General features: G+C 70.1%; 16 protein-coding genes. 5 read left to right on the plus strand and 11 right to left on the minus strand.

Features of this window, described 5'->3' with window-relative positions; all coding sequences use genetic code 11:
• Positions 1-11 precede the first annotated feature (11 nt).
• The 5 genes from HKK74_RS01575 to dxr form a co-directional block, all read right to left on the minus strand.
• Complete coding sequence (locus tag HKK74_RS01575; protein WP_222721739.1) at positions 12-1,604, minus strand: alpha/beta hydrolase; 1,593 nt, start codon at positions 1,602-1,604, stop codon at positions 12-14.
• A 181-nt stretch (positions 1,605-1,785) separates the two neighbouring features.
• Positions 1,786-2,247 carry a GNAT family N-acetyltransferase gene (locus tag HKK74_RS01580; RefSeq protein ID WP_187241099.1) on the minus strand — a complete coding sequence of 154 codons (462 nt, stop codon included), beginning with the start codon at positions 2,245-2,247 and terminating at the stop codon, positions 1,786-1,788.
• A gap of 44 nt (positions 2,248-2,291) precedes the next feature.
• Positions 2,292-3,473 (minus strand): flavodoxin-dependent (E)-4-hydroxy-3-methylbut-2-enyl-diphosphate synthase, encoded by a 1,182-nt coding sequence (gene ispG / locus HKK74_RS01585; protein ID WP_312881166.1) that lies wholly within the window; start codon positions 3,471-3,473, stop codon positions 2,292-2,294.
• An 8-nt stretch (positions 3,474-3,481) separates the two neighbouring features.
• Entirely contained in the window at positions 3,482-4,675 is a 1,194-nt protein-coding gene (locus HKK74_RS01590) for a M50 family metallopeptidase (protein WP_187241101.1), read from the minus strand.
• Between the two features lie 13 nt (positions 4,676-4,688).
• Complete coding sequence (gene dxr, locus HKK74_RS01595; protein WP_222721740.1) at positions 4,689-5,885, minus strand: 1-deoxy-D-xylulose-5-phosphate reductoisomerase; 1,197 nt, start codon at positions 5,883-5,885, stop codon at positions 4,689-4,691.
• A 177-nt stretch (positions 5,886-6,062) separates the two neighbouring features.
• On the opposite strand from dxr, the gene HKK74_RS39535 reads away from it, so the two are divergent.
• Positions 6,063-6,524, plus strand: coding sequence for a GNAT family N-acetyltransferase (locus HKK74_RS39535; RefSeq protein ID WP_187241103.1), 462 nt, complete (start codon positions 6,063-6,065; stop codon positions 6,522-6,524).
• A 621-nt stretch (positions 6,525-7,145) separates the two neighbouring features.
• Here HKK74_RS39535 and HKK74_RS01605 read toward each other — a convergent pair.
• Positions 7,146-8,339 carry an ABC transporter substrate-binding protein gene (locus tag HKK74_RS01605; protein WP_187241105.1) on the minus strand — a complete coding sequence of 398 codons (1,194 nt, stop codon included), beginning with the start codon at positions 8,337-8,339 and terminating at the stop codon, positions 7,146-7,148.
• A gap of 235 nt (positions 8,340-8,574) precedes the next feature.
• On the opposite strand from HKK74_RS01605, the gene HKK74_RS01610 reads away from it, so the two are divergent.
• Positions 8,575-10,155 (plus strand): vWA domain-containing protein, encoded by a 1,581-nt coding sequence (locus HKK74_RS01610; RefSeq protein ID WP_187241107.1) that lies wholly within the window; start codon positions 8,575-8,577, stop codon positions 10,153-10,155.
• Between the two features lie 262 nt (positions 10,156-10,417).
• Here HKK74_RS01610 and HKK74_RS01615 read toward each other — a convergent pair whose 3' ends face one another.
• Complete coding sequence (locus tag HKK74_RS01615) at positions 10,418-10,738, minus strand: hypothetical protein (RefSeq protein WP_187241109.1); 321 nt, start codon at positions 10,736-10,738, stop codon at positions 10,418-10,420.
• Between the two features lie 364 nt (positions 10,739-11,102).
• On the opposite strand from HKK74_RS01615, the gene HKK74_RS01620 reads away from it, so the two are divergent.
• Positions 11,103-12,476, plus strand: coding sequence for a phospholipid carrier-dependent glycosyltransferase (locus tag HKK74_RS01620; protein WP_187241111.1), 1,374 nt, complete (start codon positions 11,103-11,105; stop codon positions 12,474-12,476).
• On the opposite strand, the gene HKK74_RS01625 is transcribed toward HKK74_RS01620, so the two are convergent.
• From HKK74_RS01625 to HKK74_RS01635, 3 genes are all read right to left on the minus strand, one after another.
• Entirely contained in the window at positions 12,412-13,965 is a 1,554-nt protein-coding gene (locus HKK74_RS01625) for a CoA-acylating methylmalonate-semialdehyde dehydrogenase (protein WP_187241415.1), read from the minus strand. The two genes, HKK74_RS01620 and HKK74_RS01625, sit on opposite strands and share 65 nt — an antisense overlap.
• A gap of 5 nt (positions 13,966-13,970) precedes the next feature.
• On the minus strand, positions 13,971-15,287 hold the full coding sequence (locus tag HKK74_RS01630) for an aspartate aminotransferase family protein (protein ID WP_187241113.1): 1,317 nt from the start codon (positions 15,285-15,287) through the stop codon (positions 13,971-13,973).
• Positions 15,288-15,410: 123 nt separating this feature from the next.
• Positions 15,411-15,701: a 4a-hydroxytetrahydrobiopterin dehydratase gene (locus tag HKK74_RS01635; protein WP_187241115.1), complete on the minus strand. Its 291-nt coding sequence runs from the start codon at positions 15,699-15,701 to the stop codon at positions 15,411-15,413.
• Between the two features lie 137 nt (positions 15,702-15,838).
• Between HKK74_RS01635 and HKK74_RS01640 the strand changes: the two genes are divergently transcribed.
• Both HKK74_RS01640 and HKK74_RS01645 read left to right on the plus strand, forming a co-directional pair.
• The gene (locus HKK74_RS01640) at positions 15,839-17,485 is read left to right on the plus strand and encodes a PucR family transcriptional regulator (protein ID WP_187241118.1); all 1,647 of its coding nucleotides are present in this window, start codon (positions 15,839-15,841) and stop codon (positions 17,483-17,485) included.
• Between the two features lie 96 nt (positions 17,486-17,581).
• The gene (locus HKK74_RS01645) at positions 17,582-18,220 is read left to right on the plus strand and encodes a Uma2 family endonuclease (RefSeq protein WP_187241120.1); all 639 of its coding nucleotides are present in this window, start codon (positions 17,582-17,584) and stop codon (positions 18,218-18,220) included.
• Positions 18,221-18,349: 129 nt separating this feature from the next.
• Here the strand turns inward: HKK74_RS01645 and HKK74_RS01650 are convergent, their stop codons facing one another.
• A complete protein-coding gene (locus HKK74_RS01650) occupies positions 18,350-19,609 on the minus strand; it encodes a glycosyltransferase family protein (protein WP_187241122.1) in 1,260 nt (419 codons plus the stop codon).
• Between the last annotated feature and the right edge of the window lie 160 nt (positions 19,610-19,769).

Genomic DNA, 19,769 nt, shown 5'->3' on the forward strand with positions numbered 1-19,769 from the left:
GCCCTGATCGGTCATGGGACGAGCGGCGGTTCGTACGCGGCGGGTGCGGCCGTGGCCGCCGACGTGGTGAACGCCGGTTCGGGAGCGGGGTTCGCCGCGCACGTCGCGTCGGGACCCGGCCGCGCCGCCGGCCGCGTCCCGTCGCCGAGGTAGGCCGAGACGAGCTCGTTCAGGCAGGCGTTGCCGTTCGCCGACAGCGAGGCGCCGTGGTTGTTGCCGCCCTTCTCCACGATCAGGCGCGAGGAGGGGAACCGCTTGTGCACCTCGAGGGCTCCGCCGTACGGGGTCGCGGCGTCGTTCTCCGGCTGGACCAGGACGATGTCCGGGCCGCGCGCGTCGCCGCCGACCCGCACCGGCGGGCCGCCCTTGACCGGCCACGTGGCGCAGGGGGCGTTGTACCAGGCGTTGTTCCAGGTCAGGAACTTGTAGCCCTTGCCGTACTGCGTGGAGTGGTCGGCATGCCACCGGCTCCAGTCCCGCGGCCAGGAGGCGTCCCTGCACTGGACGGCGAGATAGATCGCGTAGCTGTTCTGGTCCAGCCAGGCGGGCTCGCCGAAGTTGTCCCGAAGGCCCTGAGGGTCGTCGCGCAGCACGTAGTCGGCGAGCACCTGCGCGTGGTCGGGCCACGTGTAGTTGCGGTAGGCGTCCGCCACGAAGATGTCGTTGTACTCCGACGGGCCGATCCTGCCGTCCACCGGATTCTTCTCGATCTTCGCCATGCCCCGGTAGTAGTTGCGCTCCACCGCGCCGGCGGTGGCGCCGAGTCCGTACACGGCGTGATGCCGGGCGATCCACCCGAAGAAGATGTCGGCGCGCTTCTCGAAGGCCTCGTTCTGGTCCAGGTTGTCCTCGTACCAGACGCCGCTCGGCCGTACGACGCTGTCGAGCACCATGCGCCGCACCCGCGAGGGGTACATCGAGGCGTACACCGAGCCGAGGTAGGTGCCGTAGGAGTACCCGAAGTAGTTGATCTGCGGGGCACCGAGCGCCGTGCGGATCCGGTCCATGTCGCGCGAGACGTTCTCGGTGTCGAGGTGCGGCAGCACCGCTGCGTACTTCGCGCCGCAGTCCGCGCTGTAGGCACCGGCTCGGGCCCGCCAGGCGTCCTCCTCGGCCTTGTTCGCGGGCACGTAGTCGGCCCGCGCCTTGCCGGGGTAGAGGTAACTCGGGTCGCAGGCGATGGCCGGCTCGCTGCCCGCCACGCCGCGCGGGTCGAAGCCGATCCAGTCGTACTGTGCGCCGACCTCGGTCGGCAGGCCGAAGGTGCCCCTCGCGAACCGGGTGGGCAGATCGCGTCCGAAGCCGCCGGGGCCGCCGCGGTTGAGCAGCACGACGCCCTGGTACAGCGAGTCGGGCGAGGTGTGCTTCGCCCGGCTAAGAGCGAGTTCGATCTGCTTGCCGTGCGGCTTGCGGTAGTCCAGCGGAACGCTGAGAGTGCCGCACTCCAGGCCCTGCAGCAGCCCGCCGAGGGCGGGGTCGTCGGCCGGGCACGGGGCCCATGCGACGGATCCGACCGATGCGGCCTGGGCCTTCGCGGGTGTGGTCGCCGCCCTCGCCGGCGCTCCGACCGCGGTTCCCACCAGGCAGACGACCGTGGCCGTCATGACTGCGAGTCTCTTCACAGAAGTCCCTCCGCCATCGGCTCGGCTGCGAGCCAACGATCCATCAGAGGAAGATTGTCAGCTTTGTTCGCTATGTGAAGGAAGATGTGACCACTAGCGGACATCGAGGCAACGCGGACGCACCCGATCGGCCGTCCGGTGAATGAGCATGACGGGCGGAGGCTCAGGACGGCCGGGAGCGCACCATCGGGACGTGCGCGATGCCGTCTTCGACGAACGTCTCGCCGTCGGCGACGAAGCCCCGCCGCGTGTAGAGACCGGTGGCGTGGACCTGGGCGTGCAACCGCGCCGTCCGGTCGCCGACCGTCTCGAGCGCGGCGTCGACCAGCCGCCCGGCGAGCCCGGCGCCTCGCGCGTTCACGGCGGTCACGACGCGGCCGATCCGCACGCCGCCGGGCTCGTCGACGATCCGCAGGTACGCGACCGGGCGGGCGGACCCGTCGGTCAGCCACAGATGCCGCGTTCCGGGCTCGGTGTCACGCCCGTCGAGCTCCGGATAGGGGCAGCCCTGCTCGACCACGAACACGTCCACGCGCAGACGCAGCAGGCCGTACAGGGTGGCGGCGTCCAGGTCGGCGAACGCGGCGATGTGCAGCCGGGTGTCGCGCAACGTCTCGATCCTCATGTCGGTGCCGCCGGACGGAACGACCGCGGCGGGGTGCCCGGTGATCAGGAGACGACGACGTCGGGACCCGGGCCTTCACCATCGGGGTCGACCTCGATGCCCATCTCGTCGGCGATCCGCATCGCCTCCTCGATGAGCGTCTCGACGATCTGCGCCTCGGGCACGGTCTTGATCACTTCGCCCCTGACGAAGATCTGCCCCTTGCCGTTGCCGGAGGCCACGCCGAGGTCGGCCTCGCGGGCCTCGCCGGGCCCGTTGACGACACAGCCCATCACGGCGACCCGCAGCGGCACCGGGAACCCGGTCAGGCCCGCCGTGACCTCCTCGGCCAGCTTGTAGACGTCCACCTGCGCACGACCGCACGACGGGCACGACACGATCTCGAGGCCGCGCTCGCGCAGCCCCAGTGACTCGAGGATCGCGTTGCCGACCTTGACCTCCTCGACCGGAGGCGCCGACAGCGACACCCTGATCGTGTCGCCGATCCCCTCGGCCAGCAGGGCGCCGAAGGCGACCGCCGACTTGACGGTGCCCTGGAACGCCGGGCCCGCCTCGGTGACGCCGAGATGCAGCGGGTAGTCGCACCGGGCGGCGAGCTGCCGGTAGGCCTCGATCATCACCACCGGGTCGTGGTGCTTCACCGAGATCTTGATCTCGCGGAAGTCGTGCTCCTCGAACAGTGAGCATTCCCACAGCGCCGACTCGACCAGTGCCTCGGGCGTCGGCTTGCCGTACTTCTCCAACAGCCGCGCGTCGAGGGAACCGGCGTTGACCCCGATCCGGATCGGCACGGCCGCGTCCTTGGCGGCACGAGCGATCTCGCCGACCTTGTCGTCGAACTTCTTGATGTTGCCCGGGTTCACCCGTACGGCCGCGCAGCCCGCGTCGATCGCGGCGAAGACGTACTTCGGCTGGAAGTGGATGTCGGCGATCACCGGGATCTGCGACTTGCGGGCGATCTGCGGCAGCGCGTCGGCGTCGTCCTGGGACGGCACCGCCACCCGTACGATCTGGCAGCCCGAGGCGGTCAACTCGGCGATCTGCTGCAACGTGGCATTGACGTCCGCCGTCACCGTGGTCGTCATCGACTGCACCGACACCGGGGCATCCCCGCCCACCGCCACCGCGTTCTTGTCACGCCCCACCATGATCTGGCGGGACCTGCGGCGCTGGGCCACCTGAGCCTGCTGGGTCCGGACCCTGGGCATTCCGAGTTCGACGCTCACTTTTCCTCTTATCGCGGGAGTGTCAGCGGGTTGAAGACGTCTGCGAGGATGAGCAGCACCCCGAGGCCGATCAGCAGCATCACGGCGATGTAGGTCACCGGCAGCAACTTCGCCAAGTCCACATTACCGGGGTCAGGGCGGCCCCTGAGTCGCATGACCACCCCCCGTGCCCGCTCGTACGCCAGCACGGAGAGATGACCGCCGTCCAGCGGCAGCAGGGGCAGCACGTTGAGCGCCCCGAGGAAGACGTTGACCGAGATCACCAGGGACAGGAACAGGGCGATGCGGTCACGCCAGGAGTCCTTGGCCGAGAAGATCTGACCGGACACCTGCGTGGCGCCGACCACACTGCCCACCTGGCCGCCAGGGGTGTCCGCCCGCTCGGGTGAGAACAGCCTGGGCAGGGCGGCGGGCAGATCGGCGACCGCCGTGCCGATCCCGCCGAGGACCCGGCCGATGCCCTCGATCGCGAAGACCGAGGCGCCCATCGGCCCGAGCCGCTCGTACCCCTGCCCCGTGACGCGCGCGGTCATGCCGAGGAACGGGCCGCCGCCCACCTTCGCCGGGCGAACGCTCAGCTCGACCCGCCGCCCACCGCGCTCGACCACGATCGGCACCGGCGTGCCGATGGGCTGGGCATGGATCGCCCGCCGCAGCTGTTCCCAGTCGGCGACCGGCCGGCCGCCGAGAGAGACCACCTTGTCCCCCGCGCGCAGCCCGGCCTCGGCGGCGGGCGACGGCGGGTCGCTCGCCACGCACGCACTCTGCGGCCGGGCGGGTACGCAGGCGCTGACCGCGTCGACCGTCGTGGTCCCCGTCCCGGGGGTGCGCAGCCCGACGGCCATGGCCAGGACCACGAGCAGCACGAAGGCCAGGACGAAGTTCATGACCACACCGGCGACGATCACGACCGCCCGCCGGCCGGCCGGTTGCCGGTAGAACGCCCGGGGCTCGTCCTCAGGGGCGATGGACTCGAGCGGCGTATATCCGGCGATCTTGACGAACCCGCCGAGCGGGAGCGCCTTGACCCCGTACTCGGTCTCGCCGCGGTGCCGCGACCACAGGGTCGGTCCGAAGCCCACGAAGAACTGGGTGGCCCGCATGCCGAACCGCTTCGCGGCGAGGAAATGGCCCGCCTCGTGCAACACCACCGACACCATGAGAGCGACGATGAAGGCGATCACGCCGAAGAGGTAGGCCATCCGCCCCCCTGTGTCAGATCAGCTCCCTGGCCCGGATCCGGGCCCATTCGTCCGTGGCGAGGACGTCGCCGAGTGTCAGGCCCCCCGTCTCGTTGCCGTGTTCGTTGACTACCCGCGCGACCGTGTCGACTATCCCGAGGAACGGCAGCCGCCCCTGCCGGAAGGCCTCGACGCACTCCTCGTTGGCGGCGTTGTAGACCGCGGGAGCCGTGCCGCCGAGCTCTCCCACGTGCCGGGCGAGCGCGACGGACGGGAAGGCCTCGTCGTCGAGCGGGAAGAACTCCCAGGTGTGCGCCCGGGCCCAGTCCACCCCGGGAGCGGCGTCCTCGACTCGATCCGGCCAAGCCAGCCCGAGCGCGATCGGCAGCCGCATGTCCGGTGGGCTGACCTGGGCCAGCGTGGATCCGTCGACGAAGTCGACCATTGAATGGATCATCGACTGCGGGTGGACCACGACGCCGATGCGGTCGAACGGGATGTCGAAGAGGAGATGCGCCTCGATGACCTCCAGCCCCTTGTTGACCAGGGTGGCCGAGTTGATCGTGACGACCGGGCCCATGTCCCAGGTGGGATGCGCCAGCGCCTGATCGGGGGTCACCTCCCCCAGCTCCGCGCGGCTCCGTCCCCGGAACGGCCCGCCGCTGGCGGTCAGCACCAGCCGCCGGACCTCCTTGGCCGCGCCGCCCCGCAGGCACTGGGCCAGGGCCGAGTGCTCGGAGTCGACGGGCACTATCTGGCCCGGCTTGGCCCGCTCCTTGACCAGCGCGCCGCCGACGATGAGGGACTCCTTGTTGGCGAGCGCCAGGACGCTGCCGGCGTCCAGGGCGGCCAGCGTCGAAGCGAGGCCGAGTGCGCCGGTGACCCCGTTCAGCACGACGTCGCACGGCAGTGCGGCGACCTCGGCGACCGCGTCGGGGCCTGCGATGATCTTGGGAATGCGGTAGTCGCCGGAGGCGTAGCCGCGTCGCTGCGCCTCCTGGTAGAAGACGAGCTGGAGATCCTGGGCGGCCGAGGCCTTCGCCACCGCGACCACCTCGGGCCGCAGGTCCAGTGCCTGCCGGGCGAGCAGTTCGACCCGCCCTCCGCCGGCAGCCAGTGCCACCACCCGGAACCGGCCCGGGTTGCGGCTGATGACATCGAGGGCCTGGGTGCCGATCGATCCGGTGGAACCGAGAACGACGACATCGCGCATCACAGTCGAGGCAGGCATCACGGCACCATTCTCACCCCTGCGCGCCACGGCCGGGGCCGGGCCCGCGGGCGATCTATTGCGCACCGGCCGCGCGGCGAGCGGGTGAGCGGTCACGGGCATGGCCCGCGGGCACGACGCAGCCGATGGACATGTCCATTTAACGCCGCGCTAACACAGCGGACGTACGTTCGAGGCGTGAAGCGAAACGCCGTGTTCGTCGAGGTCAGCGCAGCGAGGCCCTACGACCCGGCCGTCATCGCGCTCTGCGCCGAGCAGCTGGCCGGACTGCAGGAGCCTCGCCGTGGCGGTGCCGCCGACGGCCCGCTGGGGCTCCGAACCGACATCTCGTACCTGGTCGCCCGGGCGGACGCGGAGCCGGTCGGCTGTGCCGGGCTGCAGGCGCTCGAGCCGGGAGTGGCCGAGATCAAGAGCATGTACGTGCGGCCGGCCCACCGCGGGCAGGGCATCTCGCGGCTGCTGCTCGTCGCCGTCGAGCGGCTGGCGCGCGAACGCGGGGAGTCGACCCTGCGGCTCGAGACGGGCGACCTCCAGCCCGAGTCGCTGGGGCTCTACCAATCGACCGGCTATGTCCGGGTACCGCACTTCCGGCCGTACGCCGGCGGCATCCTCAGCCTGTGCTTCGAGAAGCACCTGTGACCTGCGACTAGCGTCCGGCGCGCACGGGCCCGACGACCACATGTCCCAAACACGCCATGAGGTCGCCGACCCCCCGTCACACGAACGCGGCCGACCACCTCTTGGGGCCAAGGAGATCCACCCCGGCGAGGTTTTGCCCGTGCTTGCATCACAGGTCACGAAGACCACACATGCGTCCCCCTATAAAGGAAGTCCATGGAGTTGGCTCTAGCCGGGTTGGGGGTAAAAAATGAGCCATACCGACGAGCTGACGTTCGATCCCGGCGCACTGAGCGCCGAGCAGATCTACGGAGACGCCTGTGTCGTCTGCCATAAGAAATGGCCGCGGCCACGGGTGCGCGTCGGCCGGCTTCCTGACGGATCAAGGGTGCTGGCCTGCGCCGACTGCGCGCCCGCCCTGCCAAGACCGCGCGTCGCGGAATCGGTCGCGGACGCCACACGGCGAAACCGCGAACCGGAACTGACGACGCTTTAGACCGCTCCTGGAAAAGGCGCCTCGGGCCATCTGGGGGGACGGCCCGAGGCGCCGCCGGGTGCGCGTCCGGCAGGGGGCGGTCGGGCGCGCACCCACACAAAGCATTCACCGCGGCCCGCATTTCATTTCGGCCGGCCGCGTTTCCCTCATCCGGTGCCCTGCAACGCCTTGTTCCAGGCCCGCATCCAGTCCTCGTAGTCGGTGCAGTCACGCCGCCCGCCGCCACAGTCACGGGAGGGCGTGTGGGCGAACACCACCTTGTCGATGTACGCGCGGTCCCCGACGTGGTAGGTCGTGCAGAACTCCGCCTTCAGCCGGTCGCGCGAGCATGCCTCGGGGTTCGCGGGAGCGACCCCGGCCCACTCCGCCACCTGCTGCTGAACGTCGGGCGAGGTCATCCAGTTCACCCACTGGTACATGCAGCTCGGATGCTCGGCACGGGCTCCGACCATCCAGGCGTCCATCCATCCGGTCACGCCCTCCTTGGGGGTGACCCCGGTGACGGATCGCCCTGCGCGGCTCAGCACGTCGACGTGGTAGGGCCAGACCTCGCCGAGGACGGCATCGCCGCCGGCGAACGAGTTGATCGCGTCCGAGGGGTGCAGCCAGTAGGACCGCACATGGCGTCGCTGCTCGGCCAGCACATTCGTGGCGGCGTCGAGTTGCTTGCGGGTGAGCGAGTAGGGGTCGGTGATGTCCAGCGACCGGTCCCGCGACCGCAGGTAGAGGGCCGCATCCGCGAGTGTCAGCGGGCTGTCCCGTACGATCAGCCGCCCGCCGTACTTCTTGGCCTCGGCCGGGTCGAACAGCGCCGACCAGCTCGTCGGCGCCGGCTGGACGACCTTCGGGTCGTACATGAGCTGGTTCACGCCCCAGACGAAGGGCACCCCGTAGACCTTCTCGTCCTTGGTCAGCTGGCTGCGCAGGTCCCGGTCGACGTCCTTGAAGCCGTCGATCAGGTCCGGGTTCACCGGGGCGACCTGCCCGGAGGCGATCAGCTGCCCGGCCGCCTCGGGGGGAGCCGAGACGCCGTCGTAGCGCCGCTCCGGGTTGGACATGAGCTCGACCATCTCCTGCGCGGTCGCCGCCTGCTTGACGCTGACCTTGCACTTGGTGCGCTCTTCGAACGGCCTGACCCAGTCCACCCGGGGATCGCTGGAACCGTTCTCGGCGTATCCGGGCCAGGCCACCAGTGTCAGCGCGCCCTCGCCCTGCCCGATGGTGCGGGCCACCTGTACGGTGCTCGTCTGCTTCTCGCCGTCGTCGCTGCACCCCACGAGAACCGCCAGCGCGACCGCCAGTGCCACGATCACCCGTGGTGTCCTGCGTGGATGCCCCATGTCGCTCCCCGACGAAGTTCCAGTGCCGTTCCGCAGCGCGGCGCGGCCCGGCCACAGATGATCGATCGCACGCGACCGCCGCAGGCACTGAGCGTACCGATCTCACGGAGCGCGGGAATCCGAGGTGCCGCTCGGTAGGTCTCGGAAAGGGCTCGGCAGGTCTCGGAAAGAGTACGAGAAGTCTCGGTTCGGTCTCCGGTGAAGCCCAGGACGCCGGTGGGTGCGTCGGAACACCATGAGGATCCGACGCACTGCATTCGCCGTGACCGCGCTCAGCGTCACGCTCGTCGCCACCGGCTGCACCGGTGAAGAGGGCCGCTCGACCAATGACGAAGCGGGCAAGGCCGCGCGGGCGCCCCAGGCGGGCGCCCCGGCCGGCCCGAACCGGCGTCCCCCCGAAGAGGCGCGCCTGCCCGGCGAGGCTCCCTCCCGTTACCTGTCCACGTTCGCTCTGGACGTCGACACCGCCTCGTACGGCTTCGCCCGCCGGGCGCTCACCGAGGGCCGGCGGCCCGATCCGAGCACCGTGCGCCCGGAGGAGTTCGTCAACCAGTTCCGCCAGGACTACGCGGAGCCGTCCGGCGACGGCTTCTCGGTGGCGGCCGACGGCGGCCGCCTGACCGGGTCGCCCGGCGAGGGGGCCGCGGACGGCGACATCCGGCTCCTGCGAGTCGGCCTGCAGACCCGTTCCGCCTCCGCGGGCACCCGGCGTGACGCCAATCTGACCTTCGTCATCGACACGTCGGGGTCCATGGCCGAGCCCGGGCGGCTCGACCTGGTGAAGGACGCCCTGCACACTCTCGTGGACCAGCTGCGGCCGAGCGATTCCGTGGCGATCGTGGCGTACGAGGACCGGGCCCGCCTGGTGCGCGAGATGACGCCCGCGACGCGCAAGCCCGAACTGCACAGGGCGATCGACTCGCTGTCGGCGGGCGCGAGCACCAACCTGGAGGCGGGCATGGTGCTCGGCTACCAGGTGGCCAGGCGCGGCTTCCGCGAGGGCGTCACGAACCGGGTGATCCTCACCTCCGACGGGCTGGCCAACACCGGCGCCACCGTCGCCGCCCCGATCCTGCGACGTGTCTCCGACGAGGCCGCCAAGGGCGTCTCGCTGCTCTGCGTCGGCGTCGGCAGCGACTACGGCGACAAGCTGATGGAACAGCTCGCCGACAACGGCGACGGTCGCGCCGTGTACGTCTCGGAGCGGGCGAAGGCCCGGGACCTGTTCAGCCGAGAGCTGCCGGCGACCGTCGAGCTTCGGGCGCGGGACGCCAAGGCACAGGTCGGATTCGATCCGCAGCGCGTGGAGTCGTACCGGCTGATCGGATTCGACGACCGGGGCCTGCGCAGCGAGGACTTCCGCAACGACGCGGCCGACGGCGGCGAGATCGGCCCGGGCCACGCGGTGACGGCCCTGTTCGCCGTGCGTCTCAAGCCGGACGCCGAGGGGCACCTCGCCGACATCACCGTGCGCTGGGCGGACCCGGACACCCGTAAGGCCCAGGAGACCGGGCGGACCGTCACCGTCGAGGACCTCGCGCCCGGCCTGTGGTCGGACGGTTCCCCCCGGCTGCGGGTCTCGGCGGTGGCGGCGCTCTTCGCCGAGCATCTGCGCGACGGGGATCCAGGTCACGCGCCGCAGAGCCCGTACGTGACTCCTTCCGCCGGACCGTTCGTAACGCGGGGACTGGTTCCGGGCGAACCGCGGATCGGCCTCGACGAGCTGTCCGGCCACGTGACCGAGCTGGCCTCGGCGACCGAGGACAGGGACGTCGCGGAGCTACGGGACCTCATCAGCCGCGCACGCGGAGTGTGATCTCAGGACCGCCCGCGGCCCGTGATCACGCGATGGCCCCCCGGGGGCGTGGGGACCATCGCATGATCACCGCGGGCAGGTCTCGGGTCTCGGGGTTTCGGGGCCTCGATGCGTACCACGGGCGGGAACACCGCCACGGGCCCGGGGAGCAGTGGGTGCGCATCCGCGCCACACACGGAGGTGGGTGGAGGGGGTGTGGCGCGGTCCTGCTCGTCCCGGGGCCGCGGCGGCATCGGTGGCATGACCAGGTTGGGACAGCGGGTCACTTTGCAACGCTGCCTGGCCATGCGGCCACCGGCACCCGGCCGAACGGCGGGGTGGCGGCACCGTCCAGGCGAAGGAGGGACACCGAACGCCGCCTCTCCTTCTGCCTCCGGGGGTTGTCCAGGATGACGGCGTACTGAATCACCTCGATGCGTGCGATGAGGTTCGCGGCGGTCTCGGCCTCGACGAAGTCACAGACGTCTCGATCGTCCGGTGGCAGGGCCCACCAATGGTTCGTGCTCGAACCGAACCAGATGGTCCAGCGCGGATATCGCCTCCGAAGCACATCCATTTCGGCGGCGCGGTCGTCAGCAGGCATGTCGTAACTCCCTGCGACCAGGGCCTATATGGCATTCTGCCCATATCAATCAAGACAGTCATACTGTGTCGCACGACACACTTGGGGTCAAGCGTTGTAGAAATTATTTACACCCCAAGAAAAGCGGGCAATGAGTGGCGGCGACTCCCGTGATCGCCGCTCTATGACCCGGATATGGTCACCACCCGTCATTGTTCGTTCACCGCGCGGCCATCTCGGCTGGTTACGCTCTCCGCCCTCAATGACGATCAAAAGAGTGGCCCCGTTCATCACTCGGGCAAAACGGTCAATAATCAGCTTTCTGTGGCACCACGGGCTATTCGTCCTCGCACTGCTCGGTGGAACATACGTCCGCCTGATCACCATGCGCGGATACCCAGGCGTCCTGTGGTTCACCGGCGACTCCTACTTCTACCTGGGCGGCGCGCTACGGCCGCAGCCGTCGCTCAGCAAGACCCTCGGGTACTCCTTCCTGCTGCAGGTTCTCGAGCCGTTCCACAGCCTGACGCTGGTCGCGGCCCTGCAGCACCTGATGGGGCTGGCGGTCGCCGTGCTGGTCTACGCACTGCTGCGCAGGCACGGCCTGCCCGCGCTGCCCGCCACGGCGGTCACGCTGCCGATCCTGTTCGACGCCTACCAGATCCAGCTCGAGCACCTGCTCATGGCCGAGTCGGTCTTCACCTTCCTGATCGCGGTCAGCGTCACCCTCATCCTGTGGCGGCGCCGGCCGCTGTGGTGGGTGGCGCTGTTCGCCGGACTGCTGCTCGGCTACGCGGTGCTCGTGCGCTCGGCCGGGGCCGCGATGATCCCCGTCGCGCTCGCGTGCCTGGTCGTGCGCCGCGCCGGGTGGCGCGCCTGCGTCGCCGCCGCCGTGGGCGCAGTGGCCCCCCTCGCCGCGTACGCAGTGTGGTTCCACTCCGAGCACGGCAGGTACGGGCTGACCATGAGTGACGGCCTCTATCTGTGGGGACGCACCTCGACCTTCGCGGACTGCGCGAAGATCCGGCCACCGGAGGCCGAGCGCCCTCTCTGCCTGTACGACAACCCGCCCGGCCGGATCGCCCCCGGCACGCTGATCTGGCGGAAGGAGGTGCCGCCCCGGCAGATCCCCGGCGGCCCGATCACGCCCGAGAACAACAGGCTGCTCCGGAGCTTCGCGCTGCACGCCGTCAAGGCCCAGCCGGGCGACTACGCGGACGCGATCCGGCAGGGCGTCGAGATGGCCGTGAGCTCACAGCGGTTCGGGTACCCGAATCCGAACACCGAGCGGCTCTACCACTTCCGGGAGCGCCCCCAGCTGTTCCCCGGCGGCCGGTCGTGGGCCGGAGGCGGCACCGCGCTCAGTGACGCGCGCGCCTACGACCCCGGGCCGCCGAGCAGGGTGGTGGAGCCGTACGCCGGGCGGATGCGCCGCTACCAGCAGAACGTCTTCCTGCCCGGCCCGGCGCTCGGCGTGCTGCTGGTCGCCGGGGCCGCCGGGATCGCCGTCGCGCACCGCCGGCGGACGGCCGCGCTGACGGCCTGGTCGGCGGCGGCGACGCTGCTGGTGTTCCCCATCGCCACCGCCGACTTCGACTACCGCTACGTGGTGCCGACGCTGCCGTTCGCCTGCCTCGCCGCGGGCCTCGCCCTCACGCCGCTACAGGACCTCGGCCGCGTGGCCTCCCGCCGGCTCACCCGTTGGTGGGGAAGCCGAGGTTCACTCCGCCGTGACTCGGATCCAGCCACCGAGCCGTGACGGCCTTGGTCCGGGTGTAGAAGTGCACGCCCTCCATGCCGTGCGCGTGACTGTCACCGAACAGTGAGGCCTTCCAGCCACCGAACGAGTAGTAGGCCATCGGCACCGGGATCGGCACGTTGATGCCGACCATCCCGACTTCGACCTCGTTCTGGAACCGCCGGGCGGCGCCGCCGTCGTTGGTGAAGATCGCCGTCCCGTTGCCGTACGGGTTGTCCGCGATCACGTCCATGGCCGCGTCGTACGAGGCCACCCGTACGACCGAGAGCACCGGGCCGAAGATCTCGTCGCGGTAGCAGTCCATCTCCGGCGTGACGTGATCGAGCACCGACGGGCCGAGCCAGAAGCCGTCGCCGCGCTCGCCGAGCACCGGCGTCTCGCGGCCGTCGATGGCCAGGGTGGCGCCCTGCTCGACGCCGCTGTCCAGGTACGACGCGACCTTGTCGCGGTGCTGACGCGTGACGAGCGGCCCCATCTCCGAACGCTCGTCGTCTCCGGGACCGATCCGCAGCCCGGCCACCCGCTCACCGATCTTGGCCATGAGCTCGTCGCCCACCGGGTCGACCGCGACCACCACCGAGATGGCCATGCACCGCTCACCGGCGGAGCCGAAGCCGGCGGACACCGCCGCGTCGGCCGCCAGGTCCAGGTCGGCGTCGGGCAGCACCACCATGTGGTTCTTCGCACCCCCGAGCGCCTGGACGCGCTTGCCGCCACGGGCCGCTGTCTCGTAGATGTAGCGCGCGACAGGAGTCGAGCCCACGAAGCTGACGGCCTTGACGTCGGGGTGCTCGAGCAGCCCGTCCACGGCCACCTTGTCGCCGTGGAGGACGTTGAACACGCCGTCCGGCAGGCCGGCCTCGGCCCACAGTTCGGCTATCCGTACCGACGCCGACGGATCCTTCTCCGACGGCTTGAGCACGAAGGTGTTCCCGCAGGCGATGGCGACGGGGAACATCCACATCGGCACCATCGCCGGGAAGTTGAACGGCGTGATGCCGGCGACGACCCCGAGCGGCTGGAGAATCGAATAGGCGTCCACGCGCGAGGAGACGTTCTCCGAGAAACCGCCCTTGAGCAGGTGCGGGATGCCGCAGGCGAACTCGACGACCTCGAGCCCGCGGGCGATCTCGCCGGCCGCGTCGGACTCGACCTTCCCATGCTCGGAACTGATGATCTTCGCGAGCTCACCCCGGTGGGCGGTCAGCAGTTCGCGGAACCGGAACAGGATCTGCGTCCGCTTCGACAGCGACGCGTCACGCCAGCCGGGGAACGCCGCCTTCGCGGCGGCGACCGCGGCGTCGACGTCCGCGGGCGCGGCGAAGCCGACCGTGCCGGCCACCCGGCCGGTCGCCGGATCGAAGATCTCGCCCTGCCGCTCCGCTCGCGCGTCGGACGGCTTGCCGTTGATCCAGTGGGTCACGTGCTTGCGGGTCGTCTCGTCCTGCGTCTCGTCGTGCGTCGCGTTCTGGGGCGGGCCGCCGGCCACTGCGCTCACAGGGTCACTCTCATCTCGCGGTCGATCTCTTCCAGGACGTCCACCAGGATGCCGAGACCCTCCTCGGCCTCCGCATCGGTCAGCGTCAACGGCGGGGCCATGCGCAGCACGTTGCCGTACAGACCGCCCTTGCCGCCGAGCAGACCACGCGTCCTGGTCTCCTCCATCATCCGCCCGGCGAGGGCCGGGCTCGGCTCCCCGGTGACCGGGTCGACCATCTCGATCGCGAACATCAGCCCCTTGCCGCGGACCTCGCCGACGACGGAGAGGCCCTCGGCGGCCTTGCTGAGGCCTTCGATGATCGACGATCCGGTCCGGGCCGCGTTGGCCTGAAGATCGTGGTCCAGGACGTAGTCCAGAGTGGCGTTGGCCGCCGCCATCGAGATCGGGTTGCCGCCGAAGGTCGAGAGCCCGACCGCGTGCAGGGAGTCGAGCAGGTCACCGCGGGCCACCACGCCGCCGACCGCGAACCCGTTGCCGAGGCCCTTGGCGAAGGTCATGGCATCGGGCACGACGCCGTGGTTGCCGATCCCCCAGAAGCTCTGACCGGTACGGCCCCAGCCGGTCTGCACCTCGTCCGAGACGAACAGGATGCCGTGCTCGTCGAGTACGTCCTTGTAGGCCAGGAACAGCCCGTCCGGCGCCATCGTGAAACCGCCCACGCCCTGGATCGGCTCGGCGATCAGGCACGCGACGTCGCCGCCCGTGGCGGTGGCGAGCACGTGCCGCAGGTCCTCGACGCAGACCTTGATGTAGTCGGAGTCGGAGAGCCGCGCGAACTGCGGGAGGTGCCGGTCCGCTCCGTGCAGGAAGTGCACGTTGAGCGGCGAGTACGAGTTGTTCTTCCAGTTCCGGTTGCTCGTCACACCGATCGCGCCGAAGGAGCGGCCGTGATAGCTCTGCCGCATCGCGAGCACCTGATCCGTCTTGCGCGCGTAGGTCGCCAGGAGCAGTGCGGTCTCGTTCGCCTCGGTGCCGGAGTTGGTGAAGAAGACCTTGGCGTCCTTGATCCCGGACAGCTTCGCGATCTTCTCGGCCAGCGCGACCTGGCCCCGCAGGAGATAGGCGGTGGAGGTGTGCACGACACCCGTGGCGAGCTGGCGCTCGACCGCCTGGCGCACCTCGGCCACGTCGTAGCCGATCATGTTGGTGAGGATGCCCGTGAAGAAGTCGAGATAGGTGTTGCCCTCGGCGTCCGTCACGCGGTTGCCCTTGCCGCGCACGATCTCGATGGGGTGGTCGTAGTAGAGCGCCACCCAGTTCGGGATGACCGCGCGGTGACGTGCCAGGAGGTCCTCTGTGCGATCCGACATGGGGGAATTCTTCCCTTCAGACCCCTGTGGGGCCAGATGCACAGTGACGGACTTGCATCCCGGCGGGTTACAGGGTGTCAGGCATGCTCACGGCCACCCGTACCTCGTCAGCGAACGTGCTCGTCAGCGGGCGCCCTGGTCAAGGCCGTCGAGCAACCGGGCCAGCCGGAAGTCGAACGGCGTGAGCCCGCCGGCCGCGTGCGTGGAGAGGGTCAGCGTGACCTTGTTCCACCGGATGGTGATGTCAGGATGGTGGTTCTGCGCCTCGGCGACCTCAGCGACCCGGTTGACGAAGCCCATCGCCTCGTTGAAGTCGGCGAGCCGGACCGTCTTGACGATGGCGTCCCCGTCCCGTTTCCACTCCGGGAGATCCGTCAGCTCCCGCGCGATCGCGTCGTCGTCGAGCAGCTCCATGTTTCGAGCCTCGCACATCGCCGGGCCAGGGTCCACGGCGGGACGACAGGGTGGGCCAAGGGTGGGCGACAGGGTGTGAGCCCGGCGACCCGGCGGCTTTACGGCCTGGCCAGGGCCATCGAATAGGATCACGGTAGATGCTTCCCACCTTGGCCGACTTCCTCAAGCTCGAGCCGGTGCGCCGCGGCCAGCCGCGCGTGGTCGCGGGCGCCGACCGGCTCGACGCACGGGTCCGGTGGGTGCACGTCGCCGAGGTGCCCGACGTAGCGCACCTGCTGCGCGGCGGGGAACTGGTACTGACCACGGGCATCGCGCTGCCCGACGAGCCGCACCGGCTCCGGACCTACGTCGCCGAGCTGGCCCGCGTCGGGGTCAGCGGGCTGGTCGTCGAGCTCGGCCGGCGCTACGCGAGCGAGCTGCCGGCCGCGCTGGTCGCCGCCGCCGAGGAGCACGGCCTCCCGGTCATCGCACTGGCCCGGGAGACGATCTTCGTGGACGTCACCGAGGCGCTGCACGCCCGGATCATGGACGCCCAGCTGACCGAGCTCCGCGCGTCCGAGCAACTGCACGAGATCTTCACCCAGTTGTCCGTCGAAGGCGCCTCACCGGCCGAGGTCGTACGCCAGGTCGCCGCCATCAGCGGGCGACCGGTCGTACTGGAGAACCTCTCGCACCAGGTGCTGGCGGCCGACTCTGCCGGCACCGACACCACCGACCTGCTCGCCACCTGGGAGACCCGCTCCCGGGGGGTGCGGCCGGAGCAGCGCACGGCCTTCGACGAGGCCTCCGGATGGCTGGTCACCATCGTGGGCGCCCGCGGCGAGGACTGGGGGCGGCTCATCATCCTGTGCGGTGCGGCCCCGTCCTCGCGTGACGTCGTCCTGATCGAGCGGGCGGCCACCACGCTCGCCCTCGGGCGGCTCCTGGACCAGCACGCCGAAAGCCTGGAGCGGCAGGCGCACGGCACGATCATCTCCGGCATCCTCGCGCACGCCTACTCGGATCCGCGCGAGGCGGCGGCACGGGCCCGCGCGCTCGGCGTGCCCCTGTACGGGCGGCGGCTGCTGGGCGTGATGCTGCGCCCGCGCCGGCCGGGCCCCGGCGACCGGCCCGCGGCGGGTCACGGAGCGCCGCCGCCCCCGGAGCGGCTGACCGAACTCGCCGAGGCCACCGCCGCGGCCGGCCGTGACGTGAACCTGGCCGCCCTGGTCGGCGTGCTCGGCGAGGGAACCCCACAGGCCAGAGTGGGCGTCCTAGTGTCTCTGCCCGCGCGCGCCGAGGTGGAGGCGACCCTCGGCGAGGTCGCCTCGCGGCTGCGCGCCCAGTTCGGGCAGGACTACGTGATGGCCGCGGGATCGGTGGTCGAGTCGGTCCGGGACATACGCCGCTCGTTCCTCGAGGCCGAGCAGGTGGCGGACGTCGCCGCCCGCGGCGCCGGCGACCGGCCGCTCTACCGGCTGCCCGACCTGCGGCTGCGCGGTCTGCTGCATCTGCTGCGCGACGACGCGCGGCTGCAGACGTTCGTCGAGCGGGAACTCGGCCCCCTGCTGGAGTACGACGCCCAGCGCGACACCGACCTGACCCGCATCCTCACGCTCTACCTGGCCAGCGGCCGCAACAAGGCGGTCGCCGCCCAGCAGGCGCACCTGTCCCGCCCCGCCTTCTACGAGCGGCTGCACCGGATCGCCCGTGTGCTCAACGTGGACCTGGACGACGTCGAGTCCTGCGCGTCCCTGCACGTCGCGCTGCTCGCACTCGGCTCCGTACGCCGCGAACCCGGCTGAGCCGTCTCCGCCGTCGTTCGGTCACCCGGCCTGTGCTTTGCGTAACATGGGCTACAGAAAGCCGGCCGAACCCGTCGGCTCCATCTGGGAGCAGTGATGACAGCGGCACCTCTGCCCGATCCTCCGCCCGGGCCCGTTCCCGAGCGTTCCTCTGCCGTGCCGGCCTCTGCCGTGCCGGGCTGGCTGATCCCGCCGCCCGAGGGTTTCGGCGCGGAAGATCTTGATCACCTTCCGCAGTTGCCCGCTCACACAGAGCTAATCGATGGCAGCCTGGTGTTCGTGAGCCCCCAGGCCAACTTTCACATGCTGACCATCTCCCTGCTGGAGAGCGCTCTTCGCCAAAGCGCCCCCGCGGATCGGCGGGTGCGCCGGGAGATGACGGTCACCCTCGGCAGACGACAGCGCCCCGAGCCCGACGTGATAGTCATCCGGGCGGACGCCGTCAGCGGACCGGATCAGACGACCTTCCGGCCCGACGAGGTCCTGCTCGCCGTCGAGGTGGTCTCGCCGGACTCCGAGGAACGCGACCGGGAGCGCAAGCCGCAGCTCTACGCGAAGGCCGGTATCCCGCACTTCTGGCGGGTCGAGAACAGCTCCGGGCGGCCCACCGTCTATGTGTACGAGATCGACCCCGCCACCGGCTCTTACTGCCTCACCGGGATCCACCACGAGCGACTGAAGGTCACCGTCCCCTTCGACCTCGACATCGACCTGACCGAGATCGACCGGTACTGATCCGCGCCCGGCGCGTCGGCCTTGCGCGTCACCGGGCCATGGACGAAGTGATCCCTCTGGCGTGGCTTTCGGTCTGAACATCGCGGTCGGCACGGTACCCGGGCGGCCGTCGGCCGCCCAGGTGCGGCGTCAGGCCGAGCCCACCAGCTCGGGTTTCGCGCTGGGCGGCGCCTCCGGCGGTGGCGCGGCGGGCGTCTTGCGTCGTGCCCACGGCATGGCTGCGACGAGCAGCGGGATGACCAGGATCGAGCTCTGGGCCCACCAGCGATGGTTGATCCACCACTCCGCGTCGCCGAACTGCGTGAGGTAGATGTAGCCGAGGCCCGCCCACACCGCCGAGGCGGCGATCGCCCAGTTGCCCCAGCGGGTCGGCCTCGCCACGAGGAACGGGATGAACCAGAGCAGATACTGCGCGCCCATCCGCGGTGTCACGACCATGAAGACCAAAAGCATGGCAAGGGTGATGTCAACCCGGTCGCCCCGCCGCCACGTCCAGGCCACAATCGCGAGAGTGGTGTAGAGCACGAGCTGCCCGATCTGGGAATAGGCGGGCACCAGCGTCCAGTTCCCGCCGGTCAGCAGCGCGGTCCATCCCCACTCGCCCACGATGGGGCGCACCCCACCGAGGTACTGGGCAACGTTCAGAAGGCTCTTGAAGGTCGTATGCACGAACAGAGGCTGAGTGATGAGGAACAGCAGCGGCACAGCGCCGGCCGCCACCAGTCCCCAGAAACGCTGTCGCCAGGTCGGCAGCATCGAGAGCAGCACCGGGAGCAGGATGATCGGCCAGCTCTTCGCCGACAGGGCCAGGCCGAAGAGCGCTCCCGCGCTGACGCACTTCACGACCCAGGGCGCGGACGCCTCGTGAGCGGTACGGGCCGACCGGGCCATCAGGTACGCGGCGACGAGGAACACCAGCGCCACCGGCTCGACCTGCGAATGGATGACGGCGACCATCAGCGCGATCGGGTTGCAGGCGTATTGGAAGCGGGCCAAGGCTTCGTGCTTGCCGGCGAGCCTCCCGACCAGAACGATGAGCCCCACGTCGGCGGCGACGGTTATCAGCCGTCCGCTGACCTCCCAGGGGATGCCGAGCGACATCGGCAGCACGTAGGCGTAGGGGATCATGGGCAGGAAGTGCCACGCGCCCTCGGTGGTGAGGACGGGATCCTGCCCCGCCATCACCGCCTCGGCCGCGGGCTTGAAGCTCTCCATGAAGTCGACCGGCTGCCATGAGTCGGCCGCGGCGAGGACGAGCAACGACAGGCGGAGGCCGATGCCCACGGTGAGTGCGACGCGCAACGAGGGTCGCCAGCCACGCCATTGCGCGATCAGCGCGAGCGCGAAGGCACCGACGAGGATGATCGTCGTAAGAAAGGGATGATCCATTGCACGTCAAGATTGCCATGGATGCAGTGCCAGCGCATTGATCGAGACTGATTTCACAGAGAGTTCTAAGCTAGGCACAGCATCCCAAGGCATATCAAGACGTGTGGTATGCACTTCACTCACCCGAACTTGATCCACCGCAGGGGTTCGCGGAGGTTGG

The organism is Actinomadura alba (assembly GCF_014323705.1).
Taxonomy (GTDB): Bacteria; Actinomycetota; Actinomycetes; order Streptosporangiales; family Streptosporangiaceae; genus Actinomadura_C; species Actinomadura_C alba.

Excerpts from the sequence above, each read along its gene's own strand:
- HKK74_RS01640 (WP_187241118.1), top strand. The coding sequence starts at position 15,839 with ATGCTTCCCACCTTGGCCGACTTCCTCAAGCTCGAGCCGGTGCGCCGC.
- HKK74_RS01620 (WP_187241111.1), top strand. The coding sequence starts at position 11,103 with ATGCGCGGATACCCAGGCGTCCTGTGGTTCACCGGCGACTCCTACTTC.
- HKK74_RS01650 (WP_187241122.1), bottom strand. The coding sequence starts at position 19,609 with ATGGATCATCCCTTTCTTACGACGATCATCCTCGTCGGTGCCTTCGCG.
- HKK74_RS01605 (WP_187241105.1), bottom strand. The coding sequence starts at position 8,339 with ATGGGGCATCCACGCAGGACACCACGGGTGATCGTGGCACTGGCGGTC.
- HKK74_RS01635 (WP_187241115.1), bottom strand. The coding sequence starts at position 15,701 with ATGGAGCTGCTCGACGACGACGCGATCGCGCGGGAGCTGACGGATCTC.
- HKK74_RS01580 (WP_187241099.1), bottom strand. The coding sequence starts at position 2,247 with ATGAGGATCGAGACGTTGCGCGACACCCGGCTGCACATCGCCGCGTTC.
- HKK74_RS01630 (WP_187241113.1), bottom strand. The coding sequence starts at position 15,287 with ATGTCGGATCGCACAGAGGACCTCCTGGCACGTCACCGCGCGGTCATC.
- HKK74_RS01645 (WP_187241120.1), top strand. The coding sequence starts at position 17,582 with ATGACAGCGGCACCTCTGCCCGATCCTCCGCCCGGGCCCGTTCCCGAG.
- HKK74_RS01575 (WP_222721739.1), bottom strand. The coding sequence starts at position 1,604 with ATGACGGCCACGGTCGTCTGCCTGGTGGGAACCGCGGTCGGAGCGCCG.
- HKK74_RS01590 (WP_187241101.1), bottom strand. The coding sequence starts at position 4,675 with ATGGCCTACCTCTTCGGCGTGATCGCCTTCATCGTCGCTCTCATGGTG.
- HKK74_RS01610 (WP_187241107.1), top strand. The coding sequence starts at position 8,575 with ATGAGGATCCGACGCACTGCATTCGCCGTGACCGCGCTCAGCGTCACG.
- HKK74_RS01615 (WP_187241109.1), bottom strand. The coding sequence starts at position 10,738 with ATGCCTGCTGACGACCGCGCCGCCGAAATGGATGTGCTTCGGAGGCGA.
- dxr (WP_222721740.1), bottom strand. The coding sequence starts at position 5,885 with ATGCCTGCCTCGACTGTGATGCGCGATGTCGTCGTTCTCGGTTCCACC.